The organism is Mycobacterium sp. ACS4054 (assembly GCF_001667275.1).
Taxonomy (GTDB): Bacteria; Actinomycetota; Actinomycetes; order Mycobacteriales; family Mycobacteriaceae; genus Mycobacterium.
The window spans coordinates 1-22,275 of the sequence record NZ_LZHV01000078.1 but is presented as its reverse complement, the minus strand read 5'-3'; the positions used below and the strand labels follow the sequence as shown (position 1 = coordinate 22,275).

Annotated in this window: 21 protein-coding genes; 11 read left to right on the top strand and 10 right to left on the bottom strand. The window is 69.3% G+C overall.

Features of this window, described 5'->3' with window-relative positions; all coding sequences use genetic code 11:
- Both A5730_RS23885 and A5730_RS23880 read left to right on the top strand, forming a co-directional pair.
- The coding region (locus A5730_RS23885; RefSeq protein ID WP_067905908.1) for a glycoside hydrolase at positions 1–567 on the top strand (567 nt) is incomplete at its 5' end.
- A gap of 177 nt (positions 568–744) precedes the next feature.
- Complete coding sequence (locus tag A5730_RS23880) at positions 745–1,068, top strand: DUF732 domain-containing protein (protein WP_067905911.1); 324 nt, start codon at positions 745–747, stop codon at positions 1,066–1,068.
- Between the two features lie 43 nt (positions 1,069–1,111).
- On the opposite strand, the gene A5730_RS23875 is transcribed toward A5730_RS23880, so the two are convergent.
- Positions 1,112–1,597 (bottom strand): NUDIX hydrolase, encoded by a 486-nt coding sequence (locus A5730_RS23875; protein WP_231994790.1) that lies wholly within the window; start codon positions 1,595–1,597, stop codon positions 1,112–1,114.
- A 55-nt stretch (positions 1,598–1,652) separates the two neighbouring features.
- Complete coding sequence (locus A5730_RS23870) at positions 1,653–2,948, bottom strand: tetratricopeptide repeat protein (protein WP_067905907.1); 1,296 nt, start codon at positions 2,946–2,948, stop codon at positions 1,653–1,655.
- 165 nt (positions 2,949–3,113) lie between these two features.
- Between A5730_RS23870 and A5730_RS23865 the strand changes: the two genes are divergently transcribed.
- Positions 3,114–4,829 carry an NAD-binding protein gene (locus A5730_RS23865; protein WP_067905906.1) on the top strand — a complete coding sequence of 572 codons (1,716 nt, stop codon included), beginning with the start codon at positions 3,114–3,116 and terminating at the stop codon, positions 4,827–4,829.
- Between the two features lie 11 nt (positions 4,830–4,840).
- Here A5730_RS23865 and A5730_RS23860 read toward each other — a convergent pair whose 3' ends face one another.
- The gene (locus A5730_RS23860) at positions 4,841–5,719 is read right to left on the bottom strand and encodes an LLM class flavin-dependent oxidoreductase (protein WP_067905905.1); all 879 of its coding nucleotides are present in this window, start codon (positions 5,717–5,719) and stop codon (positions 4,841–4,843) included.
- Positions 5,720–5,789: 70 nt separating this feature from the next.
- Here A5730_RS23860 and A5730_RS23855 point away from each other — a divergent pair, with 70 nt between their 5' ends.
- Positions 5,790–6,203, top strand: a complete 414-nt coding sequence (locus A5730_RS23855; RefSeq protein ID WP_067905909.1) for a VOC family protein — start codon at positions 5,790–5,792, stop codon at positions 6,201–6,203.
- A 10-nt stretch (positions 6,204–6,213) separates the two neighbouring features.
- Positions 6,214–6,603 carry a VOC family protein gene (locus tag A5730_RS23850; RefSeq protein WP_055402403.1) on the top strand — a complete coding sequence of 130 codons (390 nt, stop codon included), beginning with the start codon at positions 6,214–6,216 and terminating at the stop codon, positions 6,601–6,603.
- Positions 6,604–6,622: 19 nt separating this feature from the next.
- Here A5730_RS23850 and A5730_RS23845 read toward each other — a convergent pair whose 3' ends face one another.
- Genes A5730_RS23845 through cysD form a run of 3 tightly spaced genes read right to left on the bottom strand, consistent with a single transcriptional unit; the run spans position 6,623 to position 9,935 of the window.
- Positions 6,623–7,108: an RrF2 family transcriptional regulator gene (locus tag A5730_RS23845; protein ID WP_067905904.1), complete on the bottom strand. Its 486-nt coding sequence runs from the start codon at positions 7,106–7,108 to the stop codon at positions 6,623–6,625.
- Positions 7,109–7,155: 47 nt separating this feature from the next.
- Complete coding sequence (gene cysC / locus A5730_RS23840; protein WP_067905903.1) at positions 7,156–9,006, bottom strand: adenylyl-sulfate kinase; 1,851 nt, start codon at positions 9,004–9,006, stop codon at positions 7,156–7,158.
- A complete protein-coding gene (gene cysD, locus A5730_RS23835; RefSeq protein WP_067905902.1) occupies positions 9,006–9,935 on the bottom strand; it encodes a sulfate adenylyltransferase subunit CysD in 930 nt (309 codons plus the stop codon). The genes cysC and cysD overlap by 1 nt, the downstream gene beginning before the upstream one ends.
- Positions 9,936–10,122: 187 nt before the next feature.
- Between cysD and A5730_RS23830 the strand changes: the two genes are divergently transcribed.
- The gene (locus tag A5730_RS23830) at positions 10,123–10,545 is read left to right on the top strand and encodes a PaaI family thioesterase (protein ID WP_067905901.1); all 423 of its coding nucleotides are present in this window, start codon (positions 10,123–10,125) and stop codon (positions 10,543–10,545) included.
- Between the two features lie 3 nt (positions 10,546–10,548).
- Here A5730_RS23830 and A5730_RS23825 read toward each other — a convergent pair whose 3' ends face one another.
- Positions 10,549–11,040: a carbonic anhydrase gene (locus A5730_RS23825; protein ID WP_067905900.1), complete on the bottom strand. Its 492-nt coding sequence runs from the start codon at positions 11,038–11,040 to the stop codon at positions 10,549–10,551.
- Positions 11,041–11,205: 165 nt separating this feature from the next.
- Between A5730_RS23825 and A5730_RS23820 the strand changes: the two genes are divergently transcribed.
- Genes A5730_RS23820 through A5730_RS23805 form a run of 4 tightly spaced genes read left to right on the top strand, consistent with a single transcriptional unit; the run spans position 11,206 to position 16,601 of the window.
- Positions 11,206–12,183 carry an ABC transporter permease gene (locus A5730_RS23820; RefSeq protein WP_055402416.1) on the top strand — a complete coding sequence of 326 codons (978 nt, stop codon included), beginning with the start codon at positions 11,206–11,208 and terminating at the stop codon, positions 12,181–12,183.
- The gene (locus A5730_RS23815; RefSeq protein ID WP_067905899.1) at positions 12,180–13,106 is read left to right on the top strand and encodes an ABC transporter permease; all 927 of its coding nucleotides are present in this window, start codon (positions 12,180–12,182) and stop codon (positions 13,104–13,106) included. The genes A5730_RS23820 and A5730_RS23815 overlap by 4 nt, the downstream gene beginning before the upstream one ends.
- Positions 13,103–14,941 (top strand): ABC transporter ATP-binding protein, encoded by a 1,839-nt coding sequence (locus A5730_RS23810; RefSeq protein ID WP_067905898.1) that lies wholly within the window; start codon positions 13,103–13,105, stop codon positions 14,939–14,941. The genes A5730_RS23815 and A5730_RS23810 overlap by 4 nt, the downstream gene beginning before the upstream one ends.
- A gap of 25 nt (positions 14,942–14,966) precedes the next feature.
- Positions 14,967–16,601, top strand: coding sequence for an ABC transporter family substrate-binding protein (locus A5730_RS23805; RefSeq protein ID WP_067905897.1), 1,635 nt, complete (start codon positions 14,967–14,969; stop codon positions 16,599–16,601).
- Here A5730_RS23805 and A5730_RS23800 read toward each other — a convergent pair.
- The 3 genes from A5730_RS23800 to A5730_RS23790 all read right to left on the bottom strand — a co-directional run bounded on the left by A5730_RS23800 (position 16,588) and on the right by A5730_RS23790 (position 21,660).
- Positions 16,588–17,829, bottom strand: coding sequence for an alpha/beta hydrolase (locus tag A5730_RS23800; protein ID WP_067905896.1), 1,242 nt, complete (start codon positions 17,827–17,829; stop codon positions 16,588–16,590). The two genes, A5730_RS23805 and A5730_RS23800, sit on opposite strands and share 14 nt — an antisense overlap.
- 64 nt (positions 17,830–17,893) lie before the next feature.
- A complete protein-coding gene (locus A5730_RS23795) occupies positions 17,894–20,512 on the bottom strand; it encodes an ATP-binding protein (protein ID WP_067905895.1) in 2,619 nt (872 codons plus the stop codon).
- Positions 20,509–21,660: an exonuclease SbcCD subunit D gene (locus A5730_RS23790; protein ID WP_067905894.1), complete on the bottom strand. Its 1,152-nt coding sequence runs from the start codon at positions 21,658–21,660 to the stop codon at positions 20,509–20,511. Before A5730_RS23790 ends, A5730_RS23795 begins: the two co-directional genes overlap by 4 nt.
- A 239-nt stretch (positions 21,661–21,899) precedes the next feature.
- Between A5730_RS23790 and A5730_RS23785 the strand changes: the two genes are divergently transcribed.
- Entirely contained in the window at positions 21,900–22,271 is a 372-nt protein-coding gene (locus A5730_RS23785) for a DUF222 domain-containing protein (protein WP_067905893.1), read from the top strand.
- Positions 22,272–22,275 lie beyond the last annotated feature (4 nt).

Below are 22,275 nucleotides of genomic sequence, written 5' to 3'. Positions count from 1 at the left end.
CCCGCCACCAGCGCGGCCGCCGGACCCGCCGACGCGGCCCCCAGCGCACCGGCCAGCGCCCCGCACACCGCCACCCCCGCGGAAGTGGAGATGCTGACCGCAAACGCGCCACCGGCGGCCGGCCAGCAATTCCAGGTCGCGCTGCCACGCGGCATCGGCTCCGAGGACAGGTTGCAGGTCAAGACGATCTGGGCGGAGCGCGCCATCAGCGTGCTGTTCCCGCAGATCACCACCATCTACGGCTACCGGGAAGACGCGCTGCCGTGGCATCCCAACGGCCTGGCGATCGACGTGATGATCCCCAACCACAACAGCCCCGAGGGCATCGAGCTGGGCAACCAGATCGCCGGCTACGCGCTGGCCAACGCGAAGCGCTGGGGAATCAACCACGTGATCTGGCGGCAAAAGATCTACCCCGGCGTCGGCGGGGGCAGCTGGACCGCCGACCTCGGGTCGGAGACCCTCAACCACTACGACCACGTGCACATCGCCACCAACGGCGGCGGATACCCGACCGGGCACGAGGTCTACTACATCGCCTCGATGACGCCCGCGCCGCAGCAGTAGGTCACCGAGACCCGGCGGCAAATGCGGCCACCGGCGCGTCCATGGTGGCGCCCCGACCCCCCTCCCCTGATAGCCCGCCAAGAATTCGTTGAGAACCCGTTAAGCCCCCGTGCTGATTCTGTGATCAACGCACCAAGCGTCCACCAGAAAAATCACCTCAGCACCAAGGAGACCCCGATGTTCTCTCGCCGTTTCACCGCCTCCGTCGTTGGCACCGCCGCCCTGGGCCCCGCCGCGCTCGGCCTCGCCGGCACCGCGGGCGCGAGCTCGGTCGACGACGCGTTCCTCGCCCAGCTGGCCTCGGACGGCATCACCCCGCCGAGCGCTTCGGTCGCCATCAAGGACGCGCACGCCGTCTGCAACGCCCTCGACCAGGGCCACTCGAGCAAGGAGGTCATCAGCGCGGTGGCCCAGGCGACCGGTCTGAGCACCAAGGGCTCCAAGACGTTCGCCGTCGACGCCGCTTCGGCCTACTGCCCGCAGTACGTCACCTCGGCCTGACCACCACCCTCACAGTGCGGGGACCCGGCGGGTCCCCGCACTGTCATGCCTGCCGCAGCAGAAACAGGCCGTAGGCGGCGACGGACTGCGCGTCGGCGATCACTCCCGAACGGATCAACTGCTCGACTTCCTCGCGGTCGAACCAGGCGCTGCGCAGGTCCTGTTCCTCGGGCTCGAGATCCGGCTCCCCCTCGGCGATTCCGGTGGCCAAAAACACCCACCCCCGCTGGCTCGTCATGCCCGGGGCCACGTCGAGCCGGCCGAGCACCTCGAACGACGTCGCGCTCAGTCCCGTTTCCTCGCGCAGCTCACGCCGCGCCAGCTCGGACGGGTCGGTGTCCGCCAGGCCCGGCGCGGTGCCCTGCGGGAATTCCCACCGCCGCTCCCCCAGCGGATACCGGAACTGCTCGACCAGCCTGAAGCGCCGCCCGTCGAACGGCATCACCAGCGCATAGTCCGGTTTGTCCACCACGCCATAGATGCCCGGGCTGCCGTCCGGGCGACGGATGTCGTCCTCCCGGAGCACCATCCATTGGCTCCGATAGATCTCGCGGGTCGCGATGCGTTCGATCACCAACCCAGTATCACTGGGCCGCAGTGAAGCGGTCGTAGGTGCGGCGCAGGGCGCCACGGTCGGCGGAATGCAGCGCGCTGGTGAGGGCCTCGAACACGTCGACGTGTCCGACGGTGGGATCCGACGTCACCCCGCGGGTGTATTCCCACGGCAGGGACCGTCCGCGGCGCAGCACCTCGCCGAGATACCACACCGCGCCGTCGACGAAGGGCGCGTTGCGCTCCTCGTCCAGCAGCTGCTCGGGCGTCGGGGCCTTCTGAATGACGAGCTCTTCCAGCGCATCGAGGGAATCCGGGGAGAAGTCCCAGATGGCGTCACCGCCGTAATGGTTTGCCCAGACCGGGAATTGGGCCCCGCGCTCGGCAAGCCAACACCGGAGATATTCGCCATCGGAAAATCGTTGGGTGGCTTGCTGTTTGGCGAGCAGGCGGCGCTTGTTGGCTTCTTCGACCCGGCCCCGCACCCCGTTGACCCACCGGCGGTCCTCGACGCGGCCACGCCATTTCGCCAGTTCCTCCCGGGCGGCGACGGTGACGAAGTTGTCGGCGCCGAAGACCCTGGCCTCGTCGTCCACCAGCGCTTCCCAGGTGGCGACCTTCTCCCGGCAGTCCGCGGGTTCGGGCTCCCAGAGCGCGATGGTGTGCCGGGCGATCAAGGTGTGGCGGTGGTCCGGACCCAGCTTCTCGAGCATCACCTCGAGCAGCGACCGAAGCTCGGCCAAGGCGCCGGCGCCGTCGACCGACTCGCCGTGCCACTGCGCCAACGCCATCCGCGTGCCCAGGGTGTCCTCGTGGTGGTCGCCGAGCACCCGGGACCGCGCGGCGAGGACCTGTTCACCCTCGGCGATGGCGCCCGGGTAGTCGCCGAGCTCCTTGCGTTTCTGCGCAACCCGGTCCCTGGACGTCAGCGCGGTGGGGTGCTCGACGCCCAGCACGCGCTCCTCGTCGGCCAGCAGCTGCTGCCATTCGGCCAGCGCGGCCCGCCCCTCCTGCTGCGGCCGGTCGGCGAACATGTGGCGCGCCGTCAGCGTGGTGATGTGGTCGCCGCCGAGTACCTCCTCGAACTCGGGTACCAGCTGCTCGAGGACGGCATAGGCCCCGGCCTGGTCGCCCATCTGGAGTTGCAGGTGCACCAGCGCGAGCTTCATGTCCAACACGTTGGGGTGTCGCTCCCCCAGGATCGGGCGGCACACGGTGACCAGCTCGTTCATCAGGGGCAACGCCCCGGCGAAATCGGCCGCGGCGATGCGCTCGGAGATGAGCCGGGTTAAGGCGGCGAGCGGCCCCGGCAGTTCCGGCTGCGTCATACCGCTATCGAATCCCTCACGAGGCCCGCTGGCAATTCACCTCGCCGTCGGCGCGTCCGGTGTCGGGCTGGCATGAATCGGGATGGTGCCTGATAGTCATAGGGACAAATCGCCAACGTCAGCAGAGGTGGGGGTTATGCCGGACGACCCGAAGCGGGCGTAACCATGCGCGGCCACATCATCGTGAGCGGTGACGACGCGTTGGCGACCACGATCGTCGAGGAGCTCAACAACGCCGGCGTGCACATCGTCAAGCTCGAAAATGCCGGCGAGCTCGAAAACGCCGGAGTCACCCGCGCCCGCGCCGTGATCTGTGTCGGCGACGACGACGCGACGAACCTCGAAATCGCCCTGCTGGCAAGGAAAGCCAACCCCCGGGTGCGGGTGGTGGCCCGGCTGGGCAACGACGTGCTGCGGACGGCGATGGCCGCCGACAAGCGCCCCGGCGCGATTCTGGACGTCGCCGACCTGGCGGCGCCCTCGGTGGTGGAGGCCTGTTTGGCGCACACCGTGCACCCGTTCGAGGCGGCGGGCATCGAATTCGTCGTCTCCGGCGCCGAGGCGCCGCGCAACGCGACGCTGCGCGAGATCTACGGCGATCTGGCACCGGTGGCGGTGATTCATGGGGAGAACTGCGCCACCCCCGGGGAGGTGGTGTCGTGCCCGGGCCGCGACCTGTCGGTGCACGCGGGTGACTGGACGGCGATGATCGGCACCGCCGAGGAATTGGCCGCCCGCGGCATCAAGGTCCCGCGGCCGACGGTGACGCGCACGCGCCTGACCCGGCTGCGGCGGGCGATCGACGGCGCGCGCGCCCTGCGCGACGACGTCAACCCGATGTTCGCGCGGGCGTTGCTGGCCGCGGCGTGCCTGCTGGTCAGCTCGACGGTGATCCTGCGCTTCTGCTACCAGCCGCATCCCCGGATGACGTGGCTGGACGCGCTGTACTTCAGCACCGAGACGATCGCGACGGTGGGTTACGGCGACTTCAGCTTCCTGCAGCAGCCCACCTGGCTGCGGCTGTTCAGCATCATGTTGATGTTCGCCGGCGTGACGACCACCGCGCTGCTCGTCGCCTTCATCGCCGACCTGCTGCTGTCGCGGCGGTTCGCCCACTCGGTCGGGCGGCGCCGCGCCCGCCACCTGCGCAACCACGTCATCGTGGTCGGGCTCGGCTCGTTCGGCAGCCGCGTCGTCGCCGACCTGAGGCTGGCCGGCTACGACGTCGCGGTCGTCGAGCGGGACGAGAACAACCGCTACCTGTCGACCGCCGCCGACCTCGACGTGCCGGTGATCTTCGGGGACGCGACGCTGCGCCAGACCCTCGAGTCGGCCCGCGTCGAGCACGCCCGCGCGGTGCGGGTGCTGACGCAGGACGACATGGTCAACATCGAAACCGGGATCGTGCTGCGCGAGATGCTGGGGCCCAGGGTCATGCCCGAAGTCGTCCGGCCCGAAGTTCCCCTGGTGCTGCGCGTCTACGACCGCGTGTTGGGGGCGGCGGTGGCGCAGCGGTTCGGGTTCGAAAACGTCCGGTCCACCGTCGAATTGGCCGCGCCGTGGTTCATCGGCGCCGCGATGGGCCTGCAGGTGCTGGGCACGTTCTCCGTCGGGCAGCGCTCGTTCATGGTCGGCGGCATGCACGTGGCGGCCGGCAGCGAGCTCGACGGGCTGAAGATGTTCGAGCTGTCCACCCAAACCCGCGTCATCGCGATCACCCGGCAGGACGCGCCCGTCGAACTGCACCCGCGCCGGGACGCCTGGCTGCGCGGCGGCGACACCGTGTACCTGGTCGGCCCCTACCGGGAGTTGCTGGCGACGCTGCGCAAGGGGCAGCCGCCACAGCAGCCGGCCGCCGGCGACGAGCGGGCGAGCGCCTAGATCCCGGAGTTCTAGAGCCGGGCGGCGACGTCCGCGGCGCGCGCCAGCTGGTCGACGTCCGAGCTCGTCGGGATGAGCTGCACCTCGTCGGTGCCGATGTCCTCGAACTTGCGCAGCACCGCCAGCAACTGCTCCTCGGTGCCGGCCCACCCGGTCGTCGGCGCCATGGCGTCGACGTACTCCGCCGGGATCCAGTTCATGTAGCGCCGCAGGTGGCGGTGCACCTGGGCGCGCGCCTGATCGGGCGGCCCGAACGCGAACCAGAACGACGTCACCAGGTGCGGCCTCCCCTTGCCCGCCTGGGCCCAGGCGTCGCGCGCGACGTCGAACAGCTCGTTCTGCTTGGCGACGTCCAGGTCCAGGGTGGTCCCGGCCAGTCCGGCGGCCCAGGCGGCGGCGCTGCGGATGGTCTTCGGGCCGATGCTGCCCACCAACAGCGGCGGCCCGCCGGCCTGCACCGGCGCCGGCCCGACCGGAAGCACCGACTCGGTGAGCTTTTCGCCGGCCCAGACCCGCTTCATCACGGCCACCCGGTCGGCCATGTCCCGCATGGTCTGCGTCGCCGGGTCGGCGCCGACGGCGTGGTAGTCCTCGTGCCTGCCGCCGACCCCGATGCCCACGCTCAGCCGCCCGCCGCAGAGCATGTCGCCCGTCGCCAGCGCCTTCGCCAGCATCACGGGGTCGTGCAGCTGCGGCACGATCACCGTCGTCAGCAGCCGGACCCGACTGGTCCAGGCGGCCAGCGCGCCCAGCAGCGTGAGGTTGTCCGGGTTTTCGAACGCGATGCGCTCGCCCCAGCACAACGACGAGAACGGACCCTCGTCGACCGCGCGTGCCCAGCTCTGCAGAATTCCCGCATCCAAGTCCGGCTCCATCACCGGCAGCGTCATCGCAATCCGCACGACGGCGATTCTGGCATGGGAGTCAACATCGGCTCGCGCAAGTGGCACCATGGAGCAGATGGGTTTCACCAGCAGTTCCATCGCGCACGTCCGGCTCACCGTCACGGATATCGAGCGGTCCCGGCAGTTCTACGAGAGCGTGTTCGGCTGGCCGGTCCTCCTGGAGGTGCCCGACAACGCCGACGAGGCCACTCGCGCCCAGTTGAGCTTCCTGTTCGGCGGCGTCATCTACGACCTCGGCGGCACGCTACTCGGGCTGCGTCCGGTCGCCACCGACCGCTTCGACGAGAACCGCACCGGGCTCGACCACATCGCGTTCCGGGTGGCCACCAAGGACGAATTAGACGCCGCGGCAACGCATCTCGACGAGCTCGGCATCACGCACGAGCCGGTGAAAGACATCGGCCCGTCCTACATCCTGCAGTTCCGCGACCCCGACAACATCGCCCTGGAGCTCACCGCACCGAAATAGGATCAACACCATGGCCATCAATTTCAACCACACCATCGTCGCCGCCCGCGACAAGCGCGAGTCCGCGGAGTTCCTCACCGAGTTGTTCGGCCTGCCCAGCCCAAAGCCGTTCGGCCACTTCATGGTTGTGCAACTCGAACACGACGTCAGTCTGGACTATGCGGACGCTCCCGAGGGCGCGGAGATCACCCGGCAGCACTACGCCTTCCTGGTTTCCGAGGAGGAGTTCGACTCTATTTACGGCAAGATCTCGTCGCGCGGCCTCGAGCATTGGGCCGACCCGGGCGCCAACCGGCCGGGCGAGATCAACCACAGGGACGGCGGGCGCGGGGTGTACTTCCGCGACCCCTCGGGCCACGCAATGGAAATCCTGACCCGTCCGTACGGATCGGGGAGCTGAATCCGCGGGCGCGGTGCGCCTATTCGCCGGCGCGCGGCGTGCCGTGCCGCGCGCTCTCCTGGGTCCGATAGTCGTCGGCGTATTGCGCGACGTGCGTGGGCAGGGCGTTGGCGGCGACGTCGGCCAGCGTGGTCTCCTCCAGCACCGATCGCATGCTCGCGCGCAACGCCCGCCACACGTCGGTGAGCGCCGCGGTCGGACCCGAGTACGGCAGGTCCCCCAGGCCGATGTCGCGCACGCTGGCCAGCGGTCCGTCGATGCAGCGCAGCACGTCGGCGATGCTGATCTCGGTGCCGGGACGGGCCAGTTCATAGCCGCCCTCGCGGCCCCGATGGCTCCTCACCAGGCGATCCGTGCGCAGGTTGGTCAGGATGTCGACGAGGAACTGCGGTGGTATGCCCTGCGCTTGGGCCAAGTCGTCGGTCTTCACCAACGTCCCATGGGGGACCGTGGCGAGTTGGACCATGGCCCGCACCGCGTACTCCGCCTTCGCCGACATGCGCACTCTGTGGATTGTGCCACCCGGCGGCGGCAATCAGTCGCAGCCGTGCGTCAAGCCCGCGATTCGAGCAGATCGACGATGCTCTGCGCCTGCTCCTCGACGGTGCGGTCCGGCGTCAGCCGCAGGTCGGGGTTGACCGGCGGTTGATACGGACTGTCGATGCCGGTGAAGTGGGCGATCTCGCCGGCGCGGGCCTTGGCGTACAGCCCCTTCGGATCGCGCTGCTCGCATTCTTCGATCGGGGTGTCGCAGAACACTTCGACGAAGTCGAACCCCGCGGCGGCGTGCACATTACGAGCCATTTCGCGTTGCTCGGTCAGCGGGCTGATCGCGGGCACCAGCACGACGTTGCCGCAGTCGGCGAGCAGCGCGGCCACGTGTGCCAGCCGGCGCAGGTTCTCGGCGCGGTCGGCCATGGAAAAGCCCAGGTCGGCGTTCAGGCCGTGCCGCAGGTTGTCACCGTCGAGAACGTAAGCGGCCGTGCCCCTTTCGAGCAGCATCTGCTCGACGAGCATGGCCACCGACGACTTGCCGGAACCGGACAGGCCGGTGAACCACACCGTCTTGCCCCGCGGCCGGGCTTCGGCGAGCGCCGATGACTTGTGCCGCACGGTATTCGGGCTCGCCGTCTGCACCGAAACGTCGCGGAGCACCATGCCCGCAGCCACCGTTCCGTTGGTGTGGGGGTCGATGAGGATGAACGAACCGGTGCTCGCGTTGCGCGTGTACTCGTCGAGCAGCAGCGGCACCTGGGTGCGCAGCGAGATGCGGCCGAGTTCGTTGAGCTGCAACGCCGTTGCCGACTTGTCGCGGTGCAGGGTGTTCACGTCGAGCCGGTAGTCCAGCCCGGTCACCCGCGCGCGCGTGGTTCGGGTGGTGTGCTTGATGACGTAGTCGCGGCCCGGCTCCAGCGCCGCATCGTCGGCCATCCAGCACACGGTCGCGTCGAATTCCTGCGTGACCCGGGGATGGTTGTTGGTGCGGGCGATCAGGTCGCCGCGCGAGATGTCGATCTCGTCGGCCAGGCTCACCGACACGGCCATCGGCGGAAACGCTTCCTCCACTGGGCCGTTCGGCCCGTGGATCGCGGTGATCCTGGTGGTCTTGCCGACCGGCAGGACGACGACCTCATCGCCCGGGCGCATGACCCCGCTGGCCACGGTGCCGGCGTAGCTCCGGTGGTCCTGATGCTCGCGGGTGTGTGGCCGGATGACGTACTGGACGGGGAATCGCACGTCGACCAGGTTGCGGTCACCGGCGATGTAGACCTCCTCCAGGTGCGACAGCAGCGCCGGGCCCTCGTACCAGGGGGTCTGGTCGGACTTGGTCACCACGTTGTCGCCGTGCAGCGCGGAGATCGGGATGGTCGCCACGTCGTGCACGTCCAGGCGCGCGGCGAAGGCGTGGAATTCGTCGCGAATGGCCTCGAATTTCTCTCTGTCCCAGCCGATCAGGTCCATCTTGTTCACCGCGAGCACGATGTGCTGGATGCCCAGCAGCGAGGCCAGGAAGGCGTGCCGGCGGGACTGCTCCAGCAGCCCGTGCCGGGCGTCGACGAGCACGATCACCAGCTGCGCCGTCGACGCGCCGGTCACCATGTTGCGGGTGTACTGGATGTGGCCCGGGGTGTCGGCGATGATGAATTTCCGCTTGGGAGTGGCGAAGTAGCGGTAGGCGACGTCGATCGTGATGCCCTGCTCGCGTTCGGCGCGCAGGCCGTCGGTCACCAGCGCCAGGTCGGTGTAGTCGTGGCCGCGCTCCTTGGACGTCTGCTCCACCGCCGCCCACTGGTCCTCCATGACGGCCTTGGAGTCATACAGCAGGCGCCCGATCAGCGTGGACTTGCCGTCGTCGACGGAACCCGCGGTGGCCAGGCGAAGCAGCGTCGTCGGTGTGGCCATCAGAAGTACCCCTGCCGTTTGCGGTCTTCCATCCCGGCCTCCGAGATGCGGTCGTCAGCCCGGGTCGCGCCGCGTTCGGTCAGCCGCGACACCGCGGTCTCGGCGATGACCTCCTCCACGGTCGAGGCCTCCGACTCCACGCATCCGGTGCAGGTGACGTCGCCGACCGTGCGGAACCGCACCGTCGCTTCGAACACCGGCTCGTCGTCGCGCGGCTGCATGTGCCGGTCGACCGCCAGCAGCATGCCGTCGCGGCGAAACACCTTGCGCCGGTGGGCGTAATAGATCGAGGGCAGCGCGATGTTCTCCGCGCCGATGTAGGACCAGATGTCGAACTCGGTCCAGTTGGACAGCGGGAACGCCCGGATGTGCTCGCCCTTGTGGTGCCGGCCGTTATACAGGTTCCACAGCTCGGGCCGCTGCGCCTTCGGGTCCCACTGGCCGAACTCGTCGCGGAAGCTGAACACCCGCTCCTTGGCGCGCGCCTTCTCCTCGTCGCGGCGGGCGCCGCCGAACGCGGCATCGAACTTGTTCTCCCGGATGGCGCGCAGCAGGGTCACCGTCTGGATCGAGTTGCGTCCCTGCTTGGGCTCGACGACCCGGCCGGCGTCGATGTCCTCCTGGACCGAGGCGATCACCAGGCGCACGCCGTGCTCGGCGACCAGCTCGTCGCGGGTGGCGATCACCTCGTCGAAGTTGTGGCCGGTGTCGACGTGCATCACCGGGAAGGGCAACCGCCCGGGCCGGAACGCCCGCAGCGCCAGGTGCAGCATGACGATGGAGTCCTTGCCACCCGAGAACAAGAGCACCGGCCGCTCGAACTCGGCGGCCACCTCCCGGATGATGTGGATCGCTTCGGCCTCGAGCGAGCGCAAATGGCTCAACTCGTACTGGCCGGCGGCGGGGCCCGCCTTCAAATCGCTGGTCATGGCTTCCTCGGGTAAACCTGGTAGAGTCGGTCAAGTTTGGCAGCTTTGCCCTACATAGCACCAGTTCGGCCCGACGGTTGTCAAGTGCCCGGCGTTGCGATGGCGCGGCGGCCGGACACCGGACATATCGGGTCAAGAGCGGCGGCGGCCCCTTTCCGGCCGGTCTGCGGTGCGACAGCATGAGCGGATGCCTTCCGAACCCGCACCCGGCGGCCGTGACGTCATCGCCGCGTTCCTGCCCCAGTCGCCATTCGTCGCGAAGCTGGGCATCGTCGCCGACCGACTGGACGACGAGGAGGTCAGGCTGCGGCTGCCGTGGGATCCCGCCAACGTGACCCTCGGCGACATGGTGCACGGGGGCGCCATCGCCACCCTCGCCGATGTCACCGTGATGGCCGCGGCGTGGTGCGGCGCGCTGGCTCCCCCGGAGCTGAGGGGCGTGACCGTGTCGATGACGTTGGACTTCATGGCCCCGGCCCGCGCCACCGACGTCATCGGGGTCGGCCGGGTGCTGCGGCGCGGCCGGTCGCTGGTCAACTGCGAGGCCGAGATCGTCGACCCGCAGGGCACGCTCGTCGCGAAGGCCCTGGCCACCTACAAGGTGGGCTGAGCGCTAGGCCCTGATTTCCTGAAGCTTCCCCGTGGCGACGTCGAAGACGAACCCGCGCGCGGACACGTGCTTGGTCACGAACGGGCTGGCCTCGATGCGGCGCAACGACTGCCGGACGTCCTCGGCGACGTCTGGGAAGGCCTCGGCCGCCCACGGCGGCTTGAGGCCGGTCTCCTCTTGAATGGCGCGCTTGAAGTCGTCGTCGGCGAAGGTGAGCATCCCGCAGTCGGTGTGATGGATCAGAATGATCTCCCGCGTCCCCAATAGCCGCTGACTGATGGCCAGGGAGCGGATGACGTCATCGGTGACGACTCCCCCGGCGTTGCGGATCACGTGCGACTCGCCCTCGTTGATGCCGAGGACGCGATAGACGTCGATCCGGGCGTCCATGCACGCGACCACCGCGACGTGTTTGCCCGGCGGCATCGGCAGCGGGCCCTGGAAGGTGCTCGCATACTGGGCGTTGTTGGCCAGGTAGTCGTCGGTAACCGTCACGCGAGCCTCCTCGGAAATGTCGCAACACCGCGGTGGATGCTAACAACGGGCCACCGATTATTGACGCATGAAAATCAGCCGGATCACAAGGATCCGGCCGCCGCAACGGGCCGGTCCGGGCCCGGCTCGTTAACCTGTCCCAATGCGAGGCGGGTGCGGTCGGGGATGATTCGCTTCTTGGCGCGCCGCCTGCTCAACTACGTGGTGCTGCTGGCGCTGGCATCGTTTCTCACGTTTTGCCTGACGTCGGTGGCCTTCCGGCCGCTGGACAGCCTGCTGCAGCGCAGCCCCCGGCCGCCGCAGTCCGTGATCGACGCCAAGGCCCACGCGCTCAACCTGGACAAGCCGATACCGATCCGCTACGCCCAGTGGGCCTCGCACGCCGTTCGCGGCGACTTCGGCAAGACCATCACCGGCCAGCCCGTCGGGGCGACACTGTGGCGCCGCGTGGGAGTCACGCTGCGGCTGCTGGTCATTGGGTCGCTCGCGGGCACGGTGCTGGGCATCGTGGCCGGCGCGTGGGGCGCCATCCGCCAATACCGACTGAGCGACCGCCTCGTCACCATGGTGGCCCTGCTGATCCTGAGCACCCCGACGTTCGTCATCGCCAACCTGCTGATCCTGGGTGCGCTGCGGGTGAACTGGGCGCTCGGCGTGCACCTGTTCGACTACACCGGGGAAACCTCGCCGGGCGTGGGCGGCGGGGCCTGGCACCAGTTGGTGGACCGGCTGCGGCACCTGATCCTGCCCACGCTCACCCTGACCCTGGCCGCCGCCGCCGGATACAGCCGTTATCAGCGCAACGCGATGCTCGACGTCCTGGGCCAGGACTTCATTCGCACCGCGCGCGCCAAGGGGCTCACCCGCCGGCGTGCACTGGTCAAGCACGGGCTGCGCACCGCGCTGATCCCGTTGGCCACCCTGTTCGCCTACGGGGTGGCCGGGCTGGTCACCGGCGCGGTGTTCGTGGAGAAGATCTTCGGCTGGCACGGCATGGGCGAATGGCTGGTGCAGGGCATCGCGACGCAGGACACCTACATCATCGCCGCGATCACGCTGTTCTCCGGGACGGTGGTGCTGCTGGCCGGACTGCTGTCGGACGTCTTCTACGCGGCCCTCGATCCAAGGGTGCGGGTGTCATGACGTCTGAGCCCACAGTCGAAGCGGCTCAAGGGATTTCGGCTCCGAAAGCCGAGGAGTTCACCTCGCGCCGCACCCTGGTGCTGCGCCGGTTCCTGCGCAACCGATTGGCGGTCGCCGCGCTGACGCTGCTGGTGCTGTTGTTCGTCGGCTGCTACGCGCTGCCGGCGGTGCTGCCGTTCTCCTATGACGACCTCGATTTCGATGCGCTGCTGCAACCGCCGAACGCCCGGCACTGGCTGGGCACCAACGCGCTGGGCCAGGACCTGCTGGCGCAGATCCTGCGGGGCATGCAGAAGTCGATGCTGATCGGGGTGTGCGTGGCGGTCATCTCCACCGGCATCGCCGCCACCGTCGGCTCGATCGCCGGCTATTTCGGTGGCTGGCGGGACCGGGCGCTGATGTGGTTGGTCGACCTGCTGCTCGTCGTGCCCAGCTTCATCCTCATCGCCATCGTCACCCCGCGCACCAAGAGCTCCGCCAACATCCTGATGCTCGTCTTGCTGCTGGCCGGGTTCGGCTGGATGATCAGTTCGCGCATGGTGCGCGGCATGACCATGAGCCTGCGCGAACGCGAATTCATCAGGGCCGCACGATACATGGGAGTGTCCAGCCGGCGGATCATCCTGCGTCACGTGGTGCCCAACGTGGCCTCGATCCTGATCATCGACGCCGCCCTCAACGTCGCCGCGGCCATCCTGGCCGAGACCGGGCTGAGCTTCCTCGGCTTCGGCATCCAGCCGCCCGACGTGTCACTGGGCACCCTGATCGCCAACGGCACCCAGTCCGCGACCACCTTCCCGTGGGTGTTCCTGTTCCCGGCGGGCGTGCTGGTGCTGATCCTGGTGTGCGCCAACGTGACCGGCGACGGCCTGCGCGACGCGCTCGATCCGGGCGCCGGCATGTTGCGGGGTGGCGACCGGTGAGCGCGCTGCTGGAGGTGACCGACCTGGCCGTGACGTTCCCGACGGACGGCCAGCCGGTGACCGCGGTGCGCGGGATCAGCTATGACATCGCCCCGGGCGAGGTGGTGGCGATGGTCGGCGAATCCGGTTCCGGCAAGTCGGTTTCCGCGATGGCGGTGGTGGGCCTGCTGCCGGAGTACGCGCGGGTGCGGGGCTCGGTGCGGTTGCAGGGCACCGAGCTGCTGGGCCTGGGCGACGACGCGATGTCGAGGTTCCGCGGCAAGACGGTCGGCATGGTGTTCCAGGATCCGATGTCGGCGCTGACGCCCGTCTACACCGTCGGCGACCAGATCGCCGAGGCGATCGAAATCCACCAGCCGCGCGTGGGCAAGAACGCCGCCCGCCGGCGCGCGGTCGAGCTGCTCGAGCTGGTCGGCATCGCGCAGCCCGAGCGCCGCGCCCGCGCCTTCCCGCACGAGCTGTCCGGCGGCGAACGCCAGCGCGTCGTCATCGCGATCGCGATCGCCAACGACCCGGACCTGCTGATCTGCGACGAACCCACCACCGCGCTCGACGTCACCGTGCAGGCGCAAATCCTCGACGTCCTCAAGACCGCGCGCGACATCACCGGCGCCGGTGTGCTCATCATCACCCACGACCTGGGCGTGGTCGCCGAGTTCGCCGACCGCGCGCTGGTGATGTACGCCGGACGGGTGGTCGAATCCGCCGGGGTACACGACCTGTACCGCGACCGCCGAATGCCCTACACCGTAGGGCTCTTGGGCTCGGTTCCGCGGCTCGACGCCGCGCAGGGCACTCGGCTGGTGCCCATCCCCGGCGCGCCGCCGTCGCTGGTGGGGCTGGAGCCCGGCTGCCCCTTCGCGCCGCGTTGCCCGCTGGTCATCGACGAATGCCGCGCGGAGGAACCGGAGTTGCTCGCCGTCGGCGCCAATCACCGCGCGGCCTGCATCCGCACCGACCAGGTCAACGGGCGCAGTGCGGCCGACATCTACGGGGTCAAGACGGACGTCGCGCGACCGGAATCCGGCGACTCGCCGGTCGTCGTGCGCGTGCGCGATCTGGTCAAGACCTACCGGCTGACGAAGGGTGTCGTGCTGCGCCGCACCGTCGGTGAGGTCCGCGCGGTCGACGGCGTCGGCTTCGAACTGCGGCAGGGCCGCACCCTGGGCATCGTCGGCGAATCGGGGTCGGGCAAGTCGACCACCCTGCACGAAATCCTGGAACTCGTTGCGCCGCAGGCCGGCTCCATCGAGGTTCTGGGTGCCGACGTCGCGACCCTGACCGCGTCCCGCCGGCGAACCCTGCGGCGCGACATTCAGGTGGTGTTCCAGGACCCGGTGGCGTCCCTGGACCCACGGCTGCCGGTCTTCGACCTGCTCGCCGAACCGTTGCTGGCCAACGACTTCGGCAAGAACGAGACCAACGCCCGGGTCGCCGAGTTGCTCGACATCGTGGGGTTGCGCCGGGCCGACGCCGCGCGCTACCCGGCCGAGTTCTCCGGCGGGCAGAAACAGCGCATCGGCATCGCGCGGGCGCTGGCGTTGCAGCCGAAGATCCTGGCGCTCGACGAACCGGTGTCGGCCCTCGACGTCTCCATCCAGGCCGGCATCATCAACCTGTTGCTCGACCTGCAGGAGCGGTTTGGCCTCTCGTATCTGTTTGTCTCCCATGATCTTTCGGTGGTCAAACACCTTGCACACCAGGTGGTGGTGATGCATGCCGGCACAATCGTCGAGCAGGGCGACAGCCGCCAGGTGTTCGGCGACCCGCAGCACGACTACACCCGGCGACTGCTGGGCGCCGTGCCACAACCCGATCCGGGCAACCGTGTCTAGGCGGGTGGCGTCGGCGCTCCTCGCCATGGCGCTGGGGATCTCGGGATGCTCACCGGCCATCAGCCTGATGCCGGAGACCGGCCACGGCGCCGAGATCGGCACGACCAGCGACATCAATCCCCGCGATCCCGCCACGCTGCAGGACGGCGGCAGCCTGCGCCTGGCGCTCAGCGACTTCCCGCCCAACTTCAACATCCTGCACATCGACGGCAATTCAGCCGAAGTCGCCGCCATGATGAAGGCCACGTTGCCGCGGGCATTCATCCTCGGCGCGGACGGCTCGACCACCGTCGACACCGACTACTTCACCAGCGTCGAACTCACCGGCACCGCACCGCAGGTGGTGACCTACACGATCAACCCCAAGGCGGTGTGGTCCGACGGCACACCAATCACGTGGGAGGACATCGCCAGCCAGGTCCACGCGCTGAGCGGCGCGGACAAGACGTTCGAGATCGCCGGTCCCGGCGGCGCCGACCGCGTCGCGTCGGTCACCCGGGGCGTGGACGACCGGCAGGCCGTCATGACCTTCGCCAAGCCGTACGCCGAGTGGCGCGGCATGTTCGCCGGCAACGGCATGCTGCTGCCCCGCAGCATGACCGCCACGCCCGAGGCCTTCAACAAGGGCCAACTCGACGGGCCCGGCCCTTCTGCGGGCCCCTTCATCGTCACGTCGCTGGACCGAACCACCCAGCGGATCGTGTTGTCCCGCAACCCGAAATGGTGGGGTGAGCGACCGCGCCTGGACAACATCACCTATCTGGTGCTCGATGACGCCGCGCGGCTACCGGCGTTGCAGAACAACACCATCGACGCCTCCGGCGTCGGCACCGTGGACCAGCTGACCATCGCCCAGCGCACGAAGGGCATCTCGATCCGGCGCGCCCCGGCCCCGGCGTGGTCGCACTTCACGTTCAACGGCGCGCCCGGGTCCATCCTGTCCGACGGGGCGCTGCGCCTCGCGGTGGCCAAGGGCATCGACCGGCGCACCATCGCCAAGGTCGTCCAGTACGGGCTAACCAGCGACCCGGTGGCGCTGGGCAACCACATCTACGTCGCGGGGCAGAAGGGCTACCAGGACAACAGCGCGGTCGTCCCCTACGACCCGGAGGCGGCCAAGCGCGAGCTCGACGCCCTGGGGTGGAGGCTCAATGGTCAGTTCCGGGAGAAGGACGGCCGCCAGTTGGTGATCCGCGATCTGTTCTACGACGCCCAGGGCAGCCGGCAGTTCGCCCAGATCGCGCAGCACAGCCTCGCGCAGATCGGGGTAAAGCTCGACCTCGTGGCCAGGGCCGGCAGCGGATTCTTCACCAACTACATCAACGTCGGGGATTTCGACATGGCCCAATTCGGTTGGCTGGGCGACGCTTTCCCGCTCTCGGCACTGACCCAGATCTACCTGTCGAGCGGGGAGAGCAACTTCGGCAAGATCGGCAGCCCCCAGATCGACGCGGCGATCGAGCGGACGCTGGAAGAACTCGACCCCGAAAGGGCGAGGGCGCTGGCGAACGACCTCGACAAGCTCATCTGGGCCGAAGGGTTCAGCCTGCCGCTGACGCAATCGCCGGGTGACGTCGCGGTCCGCAGCACGCTGGCCAACTTCGGCGCGGCCGGTCTGGGCGACCTGCGCTACACCGCAATCGGGTTCATGCGGAGTTGATGCGGCGCAGCCAGGCGGGGATCGGCAGGGCGCCCTCCACGGTGGCGGCCACCCCGATCGCCTTCCACAGCAGGCGCAGCTCGGGGCGCGCCGGAAGGGCGTCGAGCGCGGGCGCTTCGGCGATGAGGCTCTCGGCTTCGCCGCGCCACACCGCTTTTGCGATGGCGATCGCGGCGGGCTCGCGAAAGTCCAGCGCGCTGTGCGCCATGTTGGGCAACTTCAGCAGCACCGCGTTGGGGAGCAGCAGCGCCTCGCGCTCGGCGACCGCCGGCGGGGTGATGAGGTCGCGGCCGCCCGACACCACCACATTGGGCCAGTTGAAGTTCGGCATCTCGGCCGGCAGGTCGTAGGGCTCGTCCTCGAAAGACACCTTCTGCGTGCGCGCCTCGCGCTCGGCGACGGCCGGGTCGAGCGGCAACCCGTCGGGCTCGGCGGCGTAGTCGAGCTCACGGAACGCGATGCGGCTCACCAGGTCTTCCTCGTAGCGATACGGCAGGTGGCTCAGGGTGGTGAACCGGGACAGCGCCCACCACAACAGCTTTCGGCCGTCCAGCAGCAGGTCGAGTTGGCGCTCGAGCAGCTCGGCGCCGCCGTAACCGTAGATGGTCGCGACGACCTGGGTGGCCGCCGCGGTCATCACGCCGGCGTCGACGAGTTTGCGCATTTTCGGTGCCAGCGCGGCGGTTTCGGGGCTGTCGCCCCTGAGCAGCAGCCGGCGGATCGCGCGGCGGACGATCACGATGTCATGCCGCGACAGCAGCGGCGAGTCCAGCACCATCGCCCGCACCCGGCCGGGATGGCGCACGCCAAACCCGGAGGCGATGTAGGTGCCGTACGAGGCGCCATAGATGACGGCCGAGTCGACGTGGGCGTCGTCGAGCACGGCGGCGATGTCGTCGACGACCTGGTTCACGGTGATCGCCTCGGGGGGCAGGTCCTCGCCGGTGTCGTCGTGGCGGGACATGCCCACCCCGCGGTGTTCGATCATGATGACGTCCAGGCCCGCGGCCGCCGCGCGGCGCCGCAGGCCCCTGTACATCTGCACCGACGCCACCCCGGGACCCCCGGGGATGATGACGACCGGGTGGGCGGACTTCCTTCCGGTGCGCACGTAGTACAGATCGAACTCGTCGGGGTTGTCCGGCGAGATCGGTCGGCGCACGGGCCGCACACCCGGTAGCGCCGCCAGCTTCTGCTGCGTGCGCCGCCGCTTCGCAGTCATTGTCATCGGTGTCGCCCCGCCATGGCCCCATTCTGCCCGTGCGCCGGATTGGCGCAGTTCAGGCCCCGGGCTAGGCGCTGAGATCGATGCGGTGCGCGCCCTTGACGCCGTCGTACCGGTCGGGGCTGCAGGTCAGCACGATCACCTGCCCGTGCGTGCCCACCGTGTCGAAGACCTCGCCCATCTTCGCCAGCCGGTCGGGATCGCTGAACCCCAGCGCGTCGTCGACGACCACCGGGACGGCGTCCTCCTTGGCGACCATGGCCGCGCCGGCCAGCCGCGCGAGGATGCCGAGTTGCTCCTTGGCTCCGCCCGACAACGATTCGTAGGGCACCGTGATGCCATTCAGCGTGCGGCTACGGATGCACAGGTCGCTGTCGATGTCGACCTCGAAGGTGGGGCCGAACACCGGCCGCCCGAGCCGTTGCAGTTCGGCGCGGTAGGGCTCGACGTAGCGCTGGCGGGTGGTGTCGCGGTGGCGCGTCATCACCGACCGCAACAACCGCGCCGCGCGCGCCCGGCTGCCCACCCGGATGTGCTCGCTGACCGCGTGCTCACGTTCGGTTTCCGCGGCGTCGAGCTTGCCCTGGCGGCCCTCGCCGCCGAACACCGACAGTTCGATGGTGGTCTCGCGCAACTCCCGGGCCGCGTCGTCGTAGCGCCCCCGCAGTTCCTCCGTTTGCTTTGTCGCAGCGGCCAATTCGGCCTGCACCGCGTCCGGGTTCGCCGCCGCCAGCGCGCCCGCCAGTTCGGCGTGGCGGCCTTCGGCGGCCCGCGCCGCCTGCAGCGCCGTGTCCGCCGCCGACGCCAGCTCGTCATCACCGGCCGATGCCCGCTCATGGGCCAGCCGGTCGGTGGCGGCGTCGAGCTCGCCACGCTGGGTCTCCAGCGCGTTCTGGAGAACCGTTGCGCGGGTGGATAACTCGGTGAGCCGCGCGGTGGTGGCGGCGGCACTCCGGCGGCGGTCCTCGGATTCGGCCGTCGCCGCCAGGACCGCCGCTTCGAGGGCCGCGAGTTCGTCACGGGCGGCGTCGGCGTCCGCCGTCGGCGGGTCCGCCTCTGGTTGCCCGGCGCGCAGCTGCTCGAGCCGGGCGCGCAGTTGGTCGATCTCCTCGTCACCGCACAGGCCGGCCAGGGTGGCGCTCAACTGGTCCCGGCTGCTCTGCAGTTCGCGGCGGTGCTGATCGGCAGTTCGAGCGGCGGCGACGTCGGTCACCCCGGCGGCGGCCAAGGCGGCAGTCAGTTCTTGTTGTGCTGCATCGTGTTTCGCCTGCACATCGAGCGTCGTCGCGCCGGGCGTGATCCGTGCGGCGAGGACGCCGGGGACCTGTACCGCGGTGGGTCCGGTGGTCGTGGTGGACCAAGTCTGGCCCTCGGACAACGAGATTCGCTGATCGCCGACGACGAGTTCGATTTCGGTGGCGGCGGTGAACTCGACGGCGGCGGACGTCGATGCCAGCTGGTCGCCGATGCGCTCGACAGCGGTCGCGGCGGTCTCGATTCGTCGCAGCAGCTGCTCGGTGATGGCGATCTCGCCCAGTGCCGCGCGCACTTGGTCGCGGTGTTGTTGGATGGCGTCAACCTTGGCCAGCCGGGCGCTCAACCGGTCGGCCTCGTCGCGATTGGCGAGCTGAGCCATGGTGTTGCGGGCGGATTCGGCGCGGCGCTGTAGGTCCGCAAGGGCTTCGGCGGATTCCTGAGCCGAGGCGTCGGCGGTCTGGGCTTCGACCTGAGCCACCCCGCACGCTTCGACGGCCTCCAGCGCCTGGGCCTCGGCGGCCGCGACAGCGGCTGTGCGGGTGTCGATTTCGGCGAGTAGTTGCAGCCGTGCGTTGTGGGCGGTTGCCGCCGCGGCGCTCGTCGCCACCGCGGCGGTCGCGACCAACCCGGCCTCGCGCGCCTGGCCGGTCAGTTCGGCGATCTTTTCCGCGGCCTCCTGCGCGGCGACGAGCCGGGGGCCGGCGGCGACGCGTTGCTGCTCGAGCTCGGCCACCTGTTCGGTCAGGACGGCGTGCCGATTCACCCGCTCGTCGACCTCGGCGACCGCCGCGGCGCATTCCGCCACCGCGGCCTCGGCGTCTGCCAGCCGGCTGATCGCCGCGGCCCATTCACCGGTGGGACGCCCGGTCGGGGTGAAGTAGCGCCCATACTCCGCGTCGATGCGTTCGATGAGCAACGGCTCGGTGCCGGACAGCGCGCCGGTGTCGCCGGCGGCCACATCGAGCGCACGCGACAGCGCGTCGCAGCCCGACAGATCCACCGCGGCCGTCGACGCGGACTGCAGCACCCGCTGGGCATGCCACAGGTCGCTGTCCACCGTTTCGGCGAGCATCGCGCGGACCCGTTCGTGCGCCTCGTCGCCGGTGAGCTGCTCGTGGTGCGGCGCCTGAATCGTCAGCTCGGTTTCGCATTTCTTGTGGAACCGCTTGCGATAGACGAATCGATAAGGGCCACAACTCAGTTCGGCGCTGACCTCGGAGCCGACGTCGCTGTGGGTGGGCTTGACCTGCTTGACTTCCTTCTTCGTCGAGCGGTCCCTGGCCTCCAGCAGCAGGTCCAAGGCTTCGATCATCGACGACTTGCCGACCTCGTTGGCGCCGCACAGCACGACGACGCCGTGGTCGGGGAAGTCGATCTCGCGGTGCGTGATGCCGCGGTAGTTCGTCAGGATCAGGCGGTGCAACTTCATGCGGCGCCCCGATCGGTGAGGCGTAGTAGTAATGCCAGCGCGCCCTGCGCGTCGACGGCGTTCTCGGAGTCTCCCTCGCGGGCGGTGGCCACCAGCTCGTCGACCGCCGCGGCGGCGAATCCCCCGATGCCGAGGTCGCTGAATTCGCCGTCGGCCGGGATGACCGCCAGGTCGGTGCGGCGGTCCCACAGGCCGAGCCACGCGTACAAGCGGGAGTACTTGTCCAGGCACGCGTCCAGCGCGGCGCGGTCGGTGACCGTCAGGGATCCGGTGAGCGCCAACCGCACCACGGTGCGCTCCTTGTCGGTCATCAGGTCCAGATTCAGGTCCAGGTCGGCGATGTCGCGGCTGGTGTCGACCTGCCGGTGCATGGTGACGAACCGCCAGCGGCCGACGTGCCGCGGCTCCACCGTGACGGGGCGGCGCGGGTCGGCTTCGTCGATCTCGACGATGAGGACATGGCCCGGGTCCGATTCGACATCGTCGAAGTTGGTGACCTCCGGCGCCCCCGAATACCAGACCCGGCCACTGTTGCCGACCTCGGTGCGCGAATGCTTGTCCCCCAGTGCGACATAGTGCGCGGCGCCGGCCGTCAGCGCTTGGTGGACAGCGGCGAGCCGGATCAGGGAGGGCTTGTCGCGATCGGGGTCGAGGACGTCGACCCCGCCGTGGGCCACGAGGATGCGGGTGACGGGCCCGGGCGTCAGGCCGTCGAGAACTTCCGCAACCAGATCGGTGGTCGGCGCTTTGGATCGCCACGGCGCGGCGACGATCTCCAGCCCGGGCCGTACCTGATGGATGCCGGCCCGGTCGAGCACCACCAAGTTGTCGGGGCGTTCGGCGACGAACAGCGCGCTGGTGTAGACCGACGAGGCGTCCAGCGGGTCGTGGTTGCCCGGCAGCAGGTAGACCGGAATCCCGATGGCGCGCATGGCTTCCAGGCTCTGGCCGACGACCTGCGGGGGAAGCTGATTGTGCTCGAAGACATCGCCGGACACCACGACGAACTCGGCGCCCACCTCCGCCGCCAGCGCTCCCAGACCGGCCACCGCGTCGCGCCGGGCCGCGGAGTATCGCGGCTGGGCGTCACCGGCAAGGAAGTGCCGCGTCATGCCGAGCTGCCAGTCGGCGGTGTGCAGGAATCGCATGGCGGCGGCCCCCTTTCGAACTGCGTGGTTATCCGGGCATCGCGAGCTTAAGTCCGCGCACCGACAAGACGCGGGACCTCGCCCGGCAGGTCTCCGAGCGGGTATTTTGCGGCTTTTTGGTCCGGCCGCCGCACGGCTCAGCACTGCCGCCGCGAGCGCGCGCGAAAGTTTTTGCGCGAGTGTGTATCTATGGCGATTTTCGGGCGCATTTTGTCGGTGGGGGTCGTTAGTTTGGCGGTATGGGTCCAAGCGGTCATCCGGAGGTCGACGCGGTGTTCGACGACCTTGATGCCGTCTTGGCTCGCGTCCGCGCGCTGCCGGTGGATGCTTTGAATGTCCACCAACAGCTGGCGATGCTCGAGCGCTCCGAAAAAGTACGCTGGCAGCTGCCCGCGATCGAGCATCCGGTGATCAACACCTTGGGTCGGCAGGCCACCGCCGAGGAGTTGGGTGGCTCGCTGCCGCATGCCATTGCCGAGGCGACGTTGATCAGCCGCGCCGAAGCCTCCCGGCGGGTGAAAGAGGCCGTCGACCTAGGTGTACTCGGCCAGCAGGTTGGTCACAGTCGGCTGGTGGGTGGTAGTCCGTTGAGTGCGCTGTGGCGGCGTTGAGTGT